Origin of the sequence: Enterococcus sp. AZ048 (assembly GCF_051715125.1) — a bacterium.
GTDB lineage: Bacteria > Bacillota > Bacilli > Lactobacillales > Enterococcaceae > Enterococcus_A > Enterococcus_A gilvus.
Window position 1 is genome coordinate 579,488 of sequence record NZ_JBIOTD010000001.1, and the last position, 15,309, is coordinate 594,796.

13 protein-coding genes are annotated in these 15,309 nt (G+C 48.9%); all 13 read left to right on the forward strand.

The window, feature by feature from the left end:
* The first annotated feature begins 4 nt into the window (after nt 1-4).
* Nucleotides 5-598, forward strand: coding sequence for a signal peptidase I (lepB, locus tag IGI66_RS02910; RefSeq protein ID WP_438847495.1), 594 nt, complete (start codon nt 5-7; stop codon nt 596-598).
* A 220-nt stretch (nt 599-818) separates the two neighbouring features.
* Nucleotides 819-1,385, forward strand: coding sequence for a hypothetical protein (locus tag IGI66_RS02915; protein WP_438847497.1), 567 nt, complete (start codon nt 819-821; stop codon nt 1,383-1,385).
* Nucleotides 1,385-3,070 (forward strand): hypothetical protein, encoded by a 1,686-nt coding sequence (locus tag IGI66_RS02920; protein WP_438847499.1) that lies wholly within the window; start codon nt 1,385-1,387, stop codon nt 3,068-3,070. The genes IGI66_RS02915 and IGI66_RS02920 overlap by 1 nt, the downstream gene beginning before the upstream one ends.
* A gap of 51 nt (nt 3,071-3,121) precedes the next feature.
* A complete protein-coding gene (locus IGI66_RS02925; RefSeq protein WP_254908399.1) occupies nt 3,122-3,862 on the forward strand; it encodes a hypothetical protein in 741 nt (246 codons plus the stop codon).
* A 16-nt stretch (nt 3,863-3,878) separates the two neighbouring features.
* A complete protein-coding gene (locus IGI66_RS02930) occupies nt 3,879-4,970 on the forward strand; it encodes a hypothetical protein (protein ID WP_086306214.1) in 1,092 nt (363 codons plus the stop codon).
* A gap of 97 nt (nt 4,971-5,067) precedes the next feature.
* Nucleotides 5,068-5,868, forward strand: a complete 801-nt coding sequence (locus IGI66_RS02935; RefSeq protein WP_438847502.1) for a helix-turn-helix domain-containing protein — start codon at nt 5,068-5,070, stop codon at nt 5,866-5,868.
* A 110-nt stretch (nt 5,869-5,978) separates the two neighbouring features.
* Nucleotides 5,979-6,695 carry a helix-turn-helix domain-containing protein gene (locus IGI66_RS02940; protein ID WP_438847504.1) on the forward strand — a complete coding sequence of 239 codons (717 nt, stop codon included), beginning with the start codon at nt 5,979-5,981 and terminating at the stop codon, nt 6,693-6,695.
* A gap of 178 nt (nt 6,696-6,873) precedes the next feature.
* Nucleotides 6,874-8,502 carry an immunoglobulin-like domain-containing protein gene (locus IGI66_RS02945; RefSeq protein ID WP_438847506.1) on the forward strand — a complete coding sequence of 543 codons (1,629 nt, stop codon included), beginning with the start codon at nt 6,874-6,876 and terminating at the stop codon, nt 8,500-8,502.
* 34 nt (nt 8,503-8,536) lie between these two features.
* On the forward strand, nt 8,537-9,067 hold the full coding sequence (locus tag IGI66_RS02950; protein WP_438849273.1) for a DUF805 domain-containing protein: 531 nt from the start codon (nt 8,537-8,539) through the stop codon (nt 9,065-9,067).
* Between the two features lie 20 nt (nt 9,068-9,087).
* On the forward strand, nt 9,088-9,588 hold the full coding sequence (locus tag IGI66_RS02955) for a hypothetical protein (protein WP_438847508.1): 501 nt from the start codon (nt 9,088-9,090) through the stop codon (nt 9,586-9,588).
* A 216-nt stretch (nt 9,589-9,804) separates the two neighbouring features.
* On the forward strand, nt 9,805-13,356 hold the full coding sequence (locus IGI66_RS02960) for a 5'-nucleotidase C-terminal domain-containing protein (RefSeq protein ID WP_438847510.1): 3,552 nt from the start codon (nt 9,805-9,807) through the stop codon (nt 13,354-13,356).
* Nucleotides 13,357-13,699: 343 nt separating this feature from the next.
* On the forward strand, nt 13,700-14,512 hold the full coding sequence (locus IGI66_RS02965; protein WP_438847512.1) for a MetQ/NlpA family ABC transporter substrate-binding protein: 813 nt from the start codon (nt 13,700-13,702) through the stop codon (nt 14,510-14,512).
* Entirely contained in the window at nt 14,505-15,305 is an 801-nt protein-coding gene (locus IGI66_RS02970) for a DUF169 domain-containing protein (RefSeq protein WP_438847514.1), read from the forward strand. The genes IGI66_RS02965 and IGI66_RS02970 overlap by 8 nt, the downstream gene beginning before the upstream one ends.
* Nucleotides 15,306-15,309 lie beyond the last annotated feature (4 nt).

The following is a 15,309-nucleotide window of genomic DNA, read 5'->3' on the forward strand; positions in this document are numbered from 1 at the left end:
ACCTATGGCAACTGTTCGTTCGCGTCAATTGAAAAAAGGCGAGAGTCCGCCCCAACGCTCGATTGGAAAGAGCTTGATCCTGACGATCTTAACGCTGCTCGTCTTAGGCGTGCTGTTCTTCTCAGGGCAGCTCGTCCGCAGGGAATACAGCTTCCATCCGATCTCCGGCACGTCCATGAGCCCCAGCTTGACGGAAAAAGACATGGTCTTGGTCAAGAAGCGGGCCTCGATCCGCCGCTACGACGTGATCGCCTTCTCCGTAAAGGGTGAATCAGGAAAATTCGTCAAGCGAGTGATCGGGATGCCGGGGGACACGATGTTCATCCGCAACGATCGGATGGTCTTGAATATCGGGGAGCACGGCACCTTTGAGACGACCTATACGTTTCAATTGTCGCCGGCGGTCGCAGAGGAATTTCAGGATCTGGCGAAGATCCCAGCGGGTCTGTATTTTACGACAGGCGACCACATCGACGTATCGAAGGACAGCCGCACCTTTGGCTTTGTCCAAAAAGAAGAAATCGAGGGGAAAGTCCAGCTCCATCTGCCGTCTATGATCAAGGATCAGGCGGCGTTGGAGGGACGAGCCGCTCGTTAGAAGGGGAAATAGGATGTTCATACTCGCAATAGTCAGTGCCGGCTTCGTGATCGCGGCCATCAGCGTGACACTCATTCGTCTCGCATTTGATCGGCGATTCCGCGCGATCCAGCAAGAGCCGGACCAGACCGTCCTGTTTCGCAGGAAGCTTCATTACCTCAGAAGGATCGAACAGGCGCGGCACATCCGCTACCTCTTCGCGACGAGTCTGCTGATCGGCGTGGCGCTGGTCAGCTTCATCGGGTCCTTCTTCGTATTGGCAAATGATTATCAGCACACGAAAACAGAGAATACCCGCCTGACCGAGCGGATCGAAACGGTCGAAGAAAAGCAGCAGCAGCTAGCGACCAGCATCCCTTTGAAGACCTACCCGGAGGATGGGATCGGCTTAAAGGAGTATGCATGGGACAAGCTGACGGTGGAGAACAAGGATTCCGGTCTGCAGGAGCAGGTGGAGTCAGATGTCTCGCAAAAGCTGTTCCAGTATGTCGGTACTTCTGACACGGCGCTTTCTCTAGCGATCCCAAAGACCTTGGCGCTGCATCTGGAGGGCCAGGCGGAGGATCAGACGAGTCAGGAGACGATCAAGAAAAACATCGACGCGTTTGCAAAGGAAGCGGAAGCCGTACCGGAGCTAACGCAGATACAGGTTCGGATGATCACCTCTGGCGGCAGCAAGAAGAAAGTCGTCTACAGTGTGAACTATTCGCGGAAAACAGGCTCGGAAGCGTTCAACAAGCAAAATGTCTCCGAGCAGAATCTAAAGAATGATGGTGGAAAAGGCTAATGGCAGATAAACAACCCAAAAAGAGAAAATGGCTCTCGACGCAGGCGTTGAAGGAATTCATCAATGACATCACCGAGGAGGAGCTGCAGGCAGAAGAGCTTTACAACGAATCCCAGCAGGTCTTCGACACGGCGGAGCTGATGGAGACGCCGATCCCTCAGCCGAAGGACAGTGTCGAGGACCAAGAGGACACGGCCAAACAGGAAGCGCCGGAAGCCGTTCGTTGTTCTGACGAGTCCGAAGCGGAGGTATCCGCTGCCGATGCACCAAGCGCGGAGCTGGAACGGCTCAAAGAAGAGCTTGCGTCCTTCAAGAAGGAGGCGGAGGCACAGGTCCAGGAGCTGGCGGTGGAGAATGCGGCACTCAAGGAAAAGCTGACTGTCGAGCGCACGATCATCGAGGATGCACTGAAGGATCGCGAAGATCACTGGCAAACAAAGGTAGACGAAGTCACAGAAGAAAAAGAACGGATAAACGATCAGTTCACCAAGCAACAAGCAGAACTGACTTCTTTAATAGAAGAAAAAGAAACACAGGCGGCTGTAAAGGAGGAGCTGACAGCGACGATCCAGCAGTTGACGGAGCTGGAGGTCACGTACCAAGAAGCCGTGACTGCACGGGAGCAGCTACAGGCAGAGGCCGAGGCGCAGCAGCAGGGACACGCCGAAGCATTAGCCGCGGTGACGCAATCTTCGGATGAAGCACTGCATGAGCAGCAGCACCAATTCCAGCAACTGAAGCAGGAATACGAGGAGTTAGAGAAGGATTGCCAGCAGCTCCATGCCATCAATCAAAAGAATGAAGCAAAACTAAAGGAGCTTCAGTCTGAAAATGACACCTTGATCGAATGGCTGGAGGAAAAGGACAAGGAGCTGGCGGCAACGCCGAAGCAAGAAGAGCTCGGCCAACTGAAAAAAGAGATCCAGCAGTACCAGACCGCGATCACACGTTTAGAACAGAAGATCAAGGAAACAAGAATCATGGAAGACAGAGTCACGACTACGAGCGACACAGCGCAGAAACTATTATTGGAGGAAACACAGATGGATGCAGGTGAACAAGGACAAGTGCAGGAAAACGTACAGGCAACAGAAGAAATGACGGAAAGTGTTGAGCAATTAGCGGCTGAAAAAGAAGCCCTCAACAGTGCCTTGTTCGATGCACACGAAGAAATCGCGAAGCTGGAGGAGAAGACGGCCGCTTTAGAAGAGCTGGAGGTCGAAAAGGATCGCCTCGCCAACCGTCTCGCGGATGCTCAGACAGAGCTCAGCCGATTGAAGGAACAGAAGGCATCGGAGGAAAGTCTGGAGCTGATCCAGGCGAAGCGCCATGTCGACGAGCTTACAGAGCAAAATGAGCAATTAAAGCAAGAAGTGATCCAGTCTCAGCAGGAGATCGGCGAAGTCCTGATCTCGGCGAAGAAGCAGGCGAATCGCACCGTCGAAGAAGCCCAGATCGAAGCACAGCACATGATCAGCTCGGCGGAATTGGAATTAGAAAACATCAGCAATCGGGCGAAGAAAATCTTGATCGAAGTGGCTGAATCAAGAAAGAGCGTGCTTTCGATCTATGACGATCTTGAGTTCAAGGTCGAAGCCTTGTCCAACGGTTCGCTGTTAAATGAAATAAAAAAGGAGCGTCAAAATAAAAAGATGACGACCTATTTTGATAGTATGCGGGGCTAAACACGTGCCTCGCGCTCTGACCATCAATGAAGAAAAGGGGAACCGACTATTTTGATCATTAACTGGATCAGCGTAGGACTCGTCATCTTGATCCTGATCGTCTGGTTTCGCCGGATGATCATCAAGGTCCAGCTGCAGCGGCTCAATGTCCCCCCCGGCACACCGCTTTCGTTTCAACGGAAGCTGGAGTATGTCAAGCAAGCAGAACAGGAAAAGCACGTCTCGGCCTTATTGTTTCTAGCGATCTTTCTCGCTTTGGGCTTATTATTGACGACATACGGCTTGTTTAAAGTGGAGGACCAGCTGCACATCATGACCGAACGGACCAACCAGTTGAAGGATGAACTGTATACGTTGAAAAAAGAACAGAAGCAACTCATCAACAAGCTGCCGATCAAGGCCTACCCTGAAAAGGGGATCGGCTTGAAGGACTATCCTTGGGACGCCTTGTTCTCTGAGGAGAATCGGGAGAAGCAGTATGAGATCGAGAGCGACCTCTCGACTAAAGTCAGTCCGTACTTCGGGCTGTCGACGACCTTGATCGTCTTGGATATCCCGACCCAGACACTGAACATCGCGTTGGCGGGGGATTCCGGCAGTGAAGAGAATCGCCAGCAGATCAAGGACAATATCAAAGCCTTCGCCAAAGAAGCGAAGGATATCTCGAAGCTGACGCAGATCACTTTCCAGATGAATCTGATGAATGACAAAGACAAGAAGAAGACCTATAGCTGCACCTTTTCTCGGGAAAAGGCGGAGGAAGACTTTCAGTTGATCCAAGAAGAAGAGTAAAGAAAGAGGGAGTATTATGCATGCACAACAGAAGAAAAATGGGTGGTTTTTCAACAAGAACATCATCGATGAGATCAATTCCGTCCCAGAAGAAGAGGTCATGATGGAAGAAACGGTCACAAAGCCGGCAGAAAAAGCAGCCCCTGCACAGCCGAATGAAGTTACAGAATTAAAGCAAACATTAGCAGAAAAAGAAGCACAGCTAGAGCAGTTGAAAACCGACAGCGTGCTAGAAAAACAACGTCTGTCTAAGGAAAATGACAAGTACAAGCAGGCACTGCTTCGCACAGGCGAGGAAAAGGCAGAGAACCGCCGCCAGCTCCAGGAGCTAGAAGCAGAGATTCGTCGCAGCCGCCAAGAGATCCAGCGTTTGCAGGACAATAAAGAAACGACCTATCTAAAGGATCAACTGAGCCATTCAGAAGAAGAGATCACGGCATTAAAAGCCTCTTTGGAAAAATACCACACGCTGGAAAGTGAACTGAAGGAAGCGCAGCAGCAGATCCATGAATTCGTCATGATGCAAAAGGAAGACGAGATCCAGCATCACGAGTACGAGCAAAAAATGGACAGCTTGGCCCATGACCTGCAAGGAAAAGAAGCGCTAGTGGTGCAGCTGGATCACCTGATCAATGAGAAGGATCAGCAGATTCTCGAGAAGGAAGAGCTGATCCAACGCTTAGTCGAAGATCAGAAGCATCAAGAGACCGTCGTGGAAAATGAAACGATCACGAAGCTTCAGCACCAGCTCACCAGACTTAAAAATGAAAACGAGCAATTACAACAGGAGGCGGTCCATTCGCAGCATGAGATCGGCGAAGTCTTGATCTCCGCCCGCAGACAGGCGAATCGCATGGTAGAAAAAGCCAAGCTGGACGCCCAACGGATCGTGAAGGATTCCGAAGCCGAGCTGCAAACGATCCACGACCGTGCCAAAGAAATCTCCTGTGAAGTCGACGAATCTCGTCAGACGATCTTGAGCATCTACGAAGAATTAAAAAGTCGGGTGGATCAACTCGCCCAGAGCAACGTCCCAGACTTAGAGGAAATCAAAGGACGTTACGAATACCCTAAAGTCTCTGTGATGTCTCCTCGCAAGGACCACTGATCCCGATCGAAGGGGGCACTGTCAGAAGGCAGCGCCTTCTCCGGTCGGAGCATCCGTGTTTTATCCTGAGGGTTTAACTAATGAAGGAGAGAGTAGAATGAACAAAGTGTTAGTTCTGACGAAAAATATATTGGCTGAACAAGAGATCCAGAGGAAGCTTCAGTTATTGAATTACGAGGTTCTGTGTTCGGCAAAGGTATTTGAAAGATGTAGCCAGCAAGCGGAGCCGTTGGATTTTTTTGATTTTTTTCAATACGTCATCTTGAGTGAGACGATCTGTGAGTCAGAGGTCATGTTCCTCGTGTCCCTGCTAGAAAATCATCCGATCCGGATCATCCGCAAGGTAGAAACGAAGGTCACAGCCAAAGACCATGAATATTTAGAGAACGATAGGCTCCATGCAGTCATCTCCAACGATGATTCAATGGACGAGCTGCGGGAATGTCTATACATATTGAAGCACCCGCCCGTTGAGACAGATGTGCCCTGCGAGACGAAAAAATACGTGCAATTGTCAAATAAGGTCTCGCTGATCCGTCCCGCCGCACTGCAAGAAGAGTGGAACGTCGCCAGTGCCACCGATAATTATCAGTTCCTAGAGGTCTTGCATCAGCTCTCTCAGACAGAGGCGAAGATCCTGTTTATCTTGATACAGGCCGGCAACAAGGTGGTCACGCGGGAATACCTCTGCCATCAGGTCTGGAACGAGGAAGGCAACAAATCCCATCTCGCGTCTTTATCGAGTACCGTCACGAGGATCAAAGGGAAATTCGAGAAGACCAGTCTGAGAAACAAAGCGATCCAAACACTGTGGGGCAAAGGCTACCGCCTCAATCCAGAGCTGCTGGACATGATCCAGAAGAACGACAGCATGCAGGCTCTAGTCTCCAGCGGCTGAGACGATCGCTGATGAAGAATGGGTAGATAGTGCCACATTCTTTTTTTAAATAGTCGAAATTATCGTGTGTTTGCAAGTAGTTTATAAACAGTAAGAAAGAGGGGATATTGATGAGTCAGATTCTGCTGTTTACCAATAATCCATTAAACGAGCAATTATTTGAACGGCGCTTGCGCCAATTGGGGCATGAAGTGTATACCACGAAGCTGCTGATCGACCGTTGTCTGTCTGCGCGAGGGACCAGTGACGTGCTCCGCATTTTTGAGCATATTATTTTAAGCGAGACCTTGTCGAATGGGGAAACGAAGCGATTGCTCCAAGCGCTTAAGGGAGCGGGCAACCCATTGCTTCGGAAATCCGATGAACAGCTAGAAGAAGCGCAGCTGGAGGAGTGGAAACGGCTAGGGTTGACCGGCTGGATCGAAAGCCGCCCTTCGCTGGAGGTATTGCGGGAGGCTTTGAGCTGCGGCGAGAAAGGACAGGTCGCAGGAGAAGTGATCGTCTTGCCGAAATCCGACGGTCGCCAAACGTTGTCCAGTCTGAATCTGAGTCGTGTTGAGGACCTGCTTTTTCGGATATTGTACGAGAAGCAGCACCAGCCAGTCTCTCGGGAGGAAATTTGTTCCCGTCTGTGGAATCGGGGGAACACGAATTCCAGCAAGTCTCAGCTCTCGGTATTGGTGAAGTACCTAAGAAACAAGCTGGCTGGCAAGAAGATCACAGGTCCGATCATCGAAACGTGCTGGGGCAAAGGCTATCGATTGCACGAGACGGTGTATGATCAAATTTTCATTGACGATCCCTCTGTGAAGCGGTCATCGGTGTAAAGAATGTTCATTATTCGGGTAAATGTTGTATTTTTACTTCTTTTAAAACATTTATCCTAACTATTTTGGTCTTTTTATCTAAAAATCATATATTTTTTCAAATAATGATTGTAAAATAGTTAATAAGCCGTTCTTTTTAGTTTAAAGAATAGAAAAATAGGGTGAAAAGGAGAAAAAAATGAAAAAGAGTTATACAGCAAGTTTGACGATCGCTTCCTTGCTGTTGCCGACCTTTTTGGCAACGCAAACAGGATTGGCGGCAGAGGGTGAAGGCGCGGTGCCAGAGACCGTTCAAACCGTAGAGGCGGCACCAGAACCAACGCCGGCACCACCAATCACAGTGCCGGAACAGGCACCAGAGGTCAAGCCGGTAGAAGAACCCGCGGCGCCCGTCCAAGAGGCAGCGCCTGTGGTCACGGAAGCACCGCAAACACCAACCGCACCGCCAGAAGAAGCACAAAGCCAACCAGCCGCAGCAGCACCGACAGCGGTGGCGCCGCAGGACGTAGAGGAGTTCCCGTCGAATGAGGCGACAGATACGGCACCAGCGATCAACATCATTCCTGTCCAAACGATCACAAAAGGGAGTGCCTTCGATCCGATGGCGGGTGTCAGTGCCACGGACAAGACGGATGGCGACATCACTTCAAAAGTGACCGTATCCGGTACAGTGAACGTCAATGTCGAGGGGGATTATCTGCTGACCTATTCTGTGACGAATGCCAAAGGTCAGACCACAACACAGTCCGCACACATCATGGTAGTGGCACCTGACGTAGGAATGTATACCATCGAGCTGCCAGACTTCAGTTTGCCAAAAGGGGCAGATTACGTCCAAGCGATTCGTGAACGGGTCGTGATCAAAGACGTGGATGGCACGATCATTCCTACAGTAGACGCGGATATCGTTGTTTCGGGTTTCCATTCAACAGATAAGGTCGGCAAGATCGCGGTCGAGGTAGCCGTTCTTTCTCCGTACAACACCATCACGAAGAAGATCGTTACGATCACGATCGAAGACAAGAGCGCTGTGAGGATCGATGCGAAGAACCTCACGCTGAAGGTTGGCGATTCCTTTGATCCATACAGCTATGCGAAGGGGTACGAGACAGACGTCGCTGGGGTAGAAAAGGCCTTGGGGAAAGCAGCGACTGCCTCTGACACAGGTATTTTCGTGACAGCGAATACCGTAGATACGAAAAAAGCGGGGACGTACACTGTGACCTATCAGGTCCGCGGCGCGTCAGGCAAAGTAGCCACGCAAACGATCACGGTCGTAGTAGAAGACAAAAAAGTCCGCCTTCCGAACATCTTAGTAGAAGACAAAGTGATGTATGTCGGAGAGAAGCTGACAGAAGACATCATCTTCAGTTGGGCAAAGACAGAAAATCCAGATGATTTTATTACCGAATTTGAGGTCTTGAACGACGAGATCGTCGTCTATGCATCGGATGATACGTTGGTGGAAGAAGGAGTCTACACGATCCAATTCACCGCGGTGACACCAGAGGGAGAAACTGCGAAAAAGTCGATGACTCTTACTGTCGTGGATCTCAGCACGCCTGCCTATGAACCTCCGGCTGACCAACCTTCCAAAGGAATCAATTCCGGTGGAAATAAAAACATTCAGATCACAAAAAACGTCGTTGTGAAGAAATACGAACAGTTGGGTGCTGTGAAGCCAACGACGAAAAAAACATTGCCTAGTACAGGTGAAACGAAAAATAGTTCGATGATCAGTGTACTGGGAATGGTCATGAGTATCGGCGTTCTCGCCCTCTTCTTGAAAAAGAAAAAAACCGAGTAACGACCGGAAAAAAGGAGAGGATGAATTGAAAAGGATCAATCAAGTACCGGGGGAAGTGACATTCGCCCGTGCAAACAAAGATTTTTTTACAGGCTTCTTGGATTTTAGAGGACGGACGACAAGGGCAGGGTATTGGTGGGTACGTCTGATCACGGTGAATATCTGTCTGATGATTCTTAGGATGGTCTCCTTTACAACACCTTTTTGGCAAATGGATATCTTTTTCCTACTTGTATTGGGTGTCCCAACAATTGCTTCTGAAACGAGACGTCTTCGAGATGTAGGCTTCAGGGGGCGTGGAGTTTTTATTTACTTTGGATTGATGGCTAGTTTGGTTCTCATCGATATTTTTAGATTCTTCTCCAATGATTTGCTGATGTTTTATCGAGTGTTTAACAGGATTGGTCTCAAAATGATTGCGTTGGCGTCCATCGGAATGTTCTTCTTGACTCTATTACCGTCGAATTTTTTAGAGACCCGCAGTACAAATCGTGTGTTGACATTTTTCTTTCGAGAGAAGAAAGAAGTACAGGAGACGGAGGAACACGAAGTACCAAATTCTTAAATTCGATAAGGAGTGTATAAATGAGGAAGAAGGACTTAAGCTGTTTGCTTTTCTGTTCGTTGTTAGTCATGACTGCTTGCGGAACAACGACATCGAGTCTTGAGGAGACGAGCAGTGTGTCGTCGACCTTAATAGAAGAATCTGCGCTCTCGAGTGATAAGGGCATGGATGATGCTACGACCGAATCACTCACTCATTCAGGAGATTTGGAAGCTCAATACAAAGCGATTTATCTTACCTATAAAAAGAAAATGATGGATAAGCTTCCAGAGTATCATGGAGAGGTGCTGGCATATAAAGAAAAGAATGCAGATAAACTAGGAGAGACCGAATTTCAAAAAGAGTTATTTGCATTTATCCGAGATCGCGACTCGCTTTTAATAGATATCGCCTATGAAGGATACGCAAAGATGGGGGAACTAGGGAATGATGACGCCCATCACGCGTTATACGACATCTATTATGAGAAATTGGAGGCGCATCGCCAGGACGCACAGGATTTTCTTATGAAGGAGTATTAGGCCCAATAAAAAGTCATTTCTAACTGTAAAGAAAACATCAATTTTTTATAGACATAAAGTAAACCTAAGGGAAACCACATATCCCTTAGGTTTATTTTTTTGCATTTTCGCCTTAATTAAGAAGAAATTAAAAGAAAAATGGGATAAAGTTTGAATTTTCCGTGAAGGACTGTTACTATTTTTCTTGTAAACGCTTTAAATTAAGGAGATGATGGGTTGAAAAAATCGAAAATTTTTAGAAGTGCCATTACTTTGTTTACTATATTAGGGGTGACTCTGCCTTCCGGGGCGGTGGTGGCTGAGACGCTCACCAGTGAGACTGCGACGAGTCAGAGTGCCGTCAGCAGTTCTTCTGAGGAAAAGAGCAGTGAGGAGACATCTGCGACAACCTCTTCTTCTGCTGAAGAAACGACAACGAGCAGCGCACCAGCGACTGCCAAGGCGGCAAAGGCTGCTGATACGATCCCAGTCCAGCTTTTGGGGATCAATGATTTTCATGGCGCACTGAGCACGACAGGCAGCTACTATGGGGCTGACGGGTCGAAGATCTCTGGCGCAGGAACCGCGGCGTTATTAGCAGGGTATTTCAGTCAAGCAGAGAACAATTTCCAAACGGCGCATAACAATGAAGGAAAAAGTCTGCGCGTCCAAGCAGGGGATATGGTCGGCGCCAGTCCGGCGAACTCCGGCTTGCTGCAGGATCAGCCTACGATGCGGATTTTGAACCAAATGAATTTCTCCGTAGGAACGTTGGGGAACCATGAGTTTGACGAAGGCTTAGGAGAGTTCAATCGTATCCTGACCGGGACGAAGCCTGATCCGGCCTCTGGTTTTTATGACATCGTCACACAGTACAACAATGACTACAGTCAGGACCAATTGAAGGGCGGCTTTGACCTCGTTATCGCGAACGTCAAAGAGAAGGATTCGGGAAAGATTCCTTTTGGCTGGACACCTTATACGGTGAAAAATGTGGGGACAGAGGCTGAGCCGATCAATATTGGCTTCATAGGTGTTGTTACCACAGAAATCCCGAACCTTGTATTGGCGCAATACCACAAGGATTACACGTTTAGTGATCCCGCAGAGGAAATCGCTAAGTATTCTAAAGAGCTTGTAGGAAAAGGTGTCAAAGCCATCGTTGTCTTAGGCCATACCCCTTCTGTTCAAGGAGCGGGGGAAAGTGTCAGCGGTGAGACGGCGGACATCATGAACAAGGTCAATCAAGTCGATCCGGACAATAGCGTGGACGCGTTCTTTGCCGGACACAACCATGTCTATACGAATGGCGTCGTAGGCGATACGCGAATCGTTCAGTCCACGTCTCAAGGGAAAGGCTATATCGACCTGCAAGGGGAAATCGATAAAACGACGAAGGATTTCGTGACGACACCGACGGCAACCGTCAGTCCAGTCATTCCGAATAACGGGGTGTCACCAGACACGGACGTTCAGGGAATCGTTGCGGACGCCGACAATCGGGTCAAAGCAGTAACGGAAGAAAAGATCGGTACGGCAGATAAAGCAGAAGACATCACGCGGACAGTCAATGAATTGGGCGAGTCGCCTGTAGGAAATCTCGTGACTGACGCGCAGGTCTACATGGCAAATAAGAAGGGCGAAAAGGTCGACTTTGCGATCACCAATAACGGCGGGATTCGCGATGATCTGAAAGTGAAATCAGACGCGGCCATCACTTGGGGCGCGGCACAGGCGGTCCAGCCTTTTGGGAACATCATGCAGATCGTCGAGATGACTGGTCAGCAGCTCAAAAATGTATTGAATCAGCAGACATTTACTTACGATGAAGAAAAAGGACAGGCAAGCGGCTATTACCTTCAGTTATCTGGACTAAAATACACCGTAGAGAAAAATCCAGATTCCGCAGCGGCGAATCCATACGTCGTAAAGGAAATGAAGAAAGCAGATGGCACAGCGATCGATCCGAATGGCACCTACAAATTGATCATCAATGATTTCTTATATGGCGGCGGCGATGGCTTCTCTGAATTTACGAAAGCCAACCTTGTCGGAGCACTTGATCCTGACACAGAAACCTTCATTGGCTATATCCAGGATCTAGAGGCCAACGGGAAGAAAGTTTCGGCAAGCGTCGAAGGGCGAAAGAGTCTCGCGACGACAGAGCCTGATGACCCTGCCAAGGAGGAAACAGAGAAAATCAACGCTGAAACGACGATCAACGCGTACCGTGAAGGCGACAAAGCCCTAACTGGGAAGACGATCCCGAATGGGAAAGTAACAGTCGCTCCAACAACCGCGCGGGCATTGGCACAAGGTACAGCGGACAATGAAGGAAACTTCACGCTCCCTGTCGATCAGCTAGGCTTAAAAGAAGGACAAGAAGTAACGGTGACGATCACTGGCGAACAAGGCGGAGAAGCCAGCTTCAAGGTCAAGGTTCTTCCGAAGGCAACGAATCCGCAAGAAGAAACTAAGCGAATCAATAATGAAACAGAAGTGGACCCTCTTTATGAAGGCGAACAATACCTGACTGGGAAAACGATCCCGAATGGGAAAGTAACAGTCGCTCCAACAACCGCGCGGGCATTGGCGCAAGGTACGGCGGACAATGAAGGAAACTTCACGCTCGCTGTCGATCAGCTAGGCTTAAAAAAAGGCCAAGAGGTAACGGTGACAATCGCTGGTGAACAAGGCGGAGAAGCCAGCTTCAAGGTCAAGGTCCTTCCGAAGGCAACGAATCCGCAAGAAGAAGAAACCAAGCAAATTAATAATAAAACAGAAGTGAATCCTTTTTATGAAGGCGACAAAGCCCTAACCGGAAAGACGATCCCGAATGGGAAAGTAACAGTCGCTCCAACAACCGCGCGTGCATTGGCGCAGGGTACGGCGGACAATGAAGGAAACTTCACGCTCGCTGTCGATCAGCTAGGCTTAAAAGAAGGCCAAGAGGTAACGGTGACGATTGCTGGTGAACAAGGTGGAGAAGCCAGCTTCAAAATCAAGGTTCTTCCGAAGGCAACGAATCCGCAAGAAGAAGAAACTAAGCGAATCAATAATGAAACAAAAGTGAATCCTTTTTATGAAGGCGACAAAGCCCTAACTGGGAAGACGATCCCGAATGGGACTGTTGAAGCTGCGGTAAGCGAAGATGCAACTGTAGCATCTGCACTTCTCCCTGTGGCAGTGCAGGCGGCAGAAGTTCCTCAAAAAGCAGATGCCAATGGCGAATTTAAGCTGGATGTACAGGGCTTGAATTTAAAAGAAGGCGACACGGTCCATCTTGCTGTGACTGGGGAAGCTGGCGGGCGCGGTGATTTTACTGTAGAAGTGTTAGGCGATCATGCCGCAAAAGAAACGGAACGCCTCAAAAAGGAAACCAAAATCGCCAATTTGTATGAAGGCGATACGCAGCTGACTGGGAAGACGATCCCTGAGGCGACGATCGATGTTTCCCTTGAGAAAAGCGACGCCTTTGCACTGGGCAAATCAGATGCGAAGGGCACAATTATTTTAGATATCAAGGCACTGGAATTGACGGTAGGTCAGAAGGTGACGATCACGATCACTGGACCGAATGGCGGGAAGCATGTCGTGGAAAAAACGGTACTGGCAAGACCTGTACCGGGCAATGGAAACGGTGGCACGACGCCTAGTGGCACGAGCTGGATCAACGATACGGTCGGAAAAGTCTATCCTCGGACCAACGAGGAGAAGCAGCCGATCGTGGCGTTGATAGGGATGCTGGTAGTCGGCACGACCGGACTGATCTACTTTAAACGAAAATAAGTAAGAATAACCGAATTCAGCGATGAATTCGGTTTTTTTATACTTTCTTCTTTTTTTGGAAGAGTTATTGTGAAGTGTTTCCCTTTTCGCTATACTTTAAATGATAGCGTTTTAAAATTCTAGGGAGGTGGAAATGTTGTTTGTTTATCAGCGCTGAGTTTGAGTTACCCGTGGATTCAGAGTTTCTGGATCAATGAACAAGCAAGAATCCCTCCCTTTCCGTGAAACCTAAGTGTCACGTTTCTTTTATATGGAGTGGAGGAGCCTGCAACGTCGCAGGGTTCTTTTTTGTGCGTTCAAACACATAGAACAGCTTCATTAAAAAAAGAAAAGGGGAATGACCATGAAAAAAGTAACAATGATCGTCGCGATGTTGGCGGCAGTATTGGTATTAGGTGCTTGCGGCACGAAGAAAGAGGCGGCGACAGAAAAAGAAGAGAAGAAGGAGATCAAGATCGCCTGTAATCAGGTCTCGGAAAATTCATTGAAGGCCGCGAAGAAATCCATGGAGGCAGAAGGCTACAAGCCGGAATTCGTGGTTTTTTCCAATAATATCGAAGCCCTGCAAGCGGTGCAGGATGGGAATGTTGACGCGTCCTTTGCTCAGCACGAGCCTTTTGTTAAATCCTTCAATAAGCAAAAGGGCGGAGACTTAGCAATGATGACGCCCCACGTGTATTACACGGGGATCGGTCTGTATTCTAGTAAGCATGACAAGATCGACCAGCTGCCGGATGGCGCTCAGATCGCGATCATGAACGATGCGATGAATCGGGACAATTCGTTACTGATGATGCAGGATGCGGGCTTGATCAAATTGACAGATGAGAAAAAATCAGGCTTTACCGCGTTAGATATCGTAGAAAATCCGAAGAACTTCAACTTTGTCGAGATCGAGCAGGCACAAACGGTACGCAGCTTGGAGGATCTAGATGCGGCGACTTGTTTCTTTACCTTCATGTTTAATTCAGGGGAGAACTACAAGGATTATTTGATCCGCGATCAGCACGCGACAGATTTCCCGATCAGCTTGATCGTGAAAGACGAGAACAAGGACAAGGCGTGGGCGAAAGACATCAACAACGCCTTCCTGACGAAGGAAAGTAAAAAAGGCATCAACGACCACTTCAAGGGAGTGTTCACGTTCTATGACTAATTTTCAAGAGCTGGACCGACGCTTGAATTATTTGTTGGAGTTGAAACGCCAAGTGGTAGGGATCAGCTTTTTACGTACCAAAGAGGACTTTGACGCCCACGCGGCACCGGCAACGGACAAATTGGTGCCTTATTGCCGTTCTGTCCAACAGGCAACAGAAGGTGTCAGCGTCAAGCTGACGATCGATAATTTCGGTTGTCCGGCATCGGCGGTGGCTTTGGGATTGATCGAAAATGACGAATACAGCGCCAGCGGACAAAAGCATGCCAACATGGGTGTCTACAAGGATATAGAAGTGAGTAAAGCCATCGCAGACGACATGGTCTATTGCCGCGAACCGTCTTACGGGATCGCAGTCGAGCCTATCCAATCCTGGGCGCAGGCGCCAGATGTTCTTTTGGTGATCACGACGCCCTTTAATGCGATGCGTCTTTTGCAAGGAAATGCGTATTTCAATGGACAGGCGAAGCAGATGAAAATGACCGGGATGCAAGCGATCTGCCAAGAAGGAACGTCGTATCCCTATGAAACAGGGCTGATCAATGTGTCTATGATGTGCTCGGGGACACGGTATGTCGCTCGCTGGAAAGACGAGGAGCTTTGTGTCGGGATTCCTTATGCGCTTTTCGAGTCGATCATCGAGGGACTGGAAGAAACCTTGAATCCAATGGAATTACTGGAAAAGAAACGCAAGATCATCAAGAAGACCGCAGAAGACGGTGCGCCTGATTTTTATGAGGTTCGCAAACGGGATAATTATTTTAGAGGCGCGTATCAAGGCGTCAAACGGTAGGTGT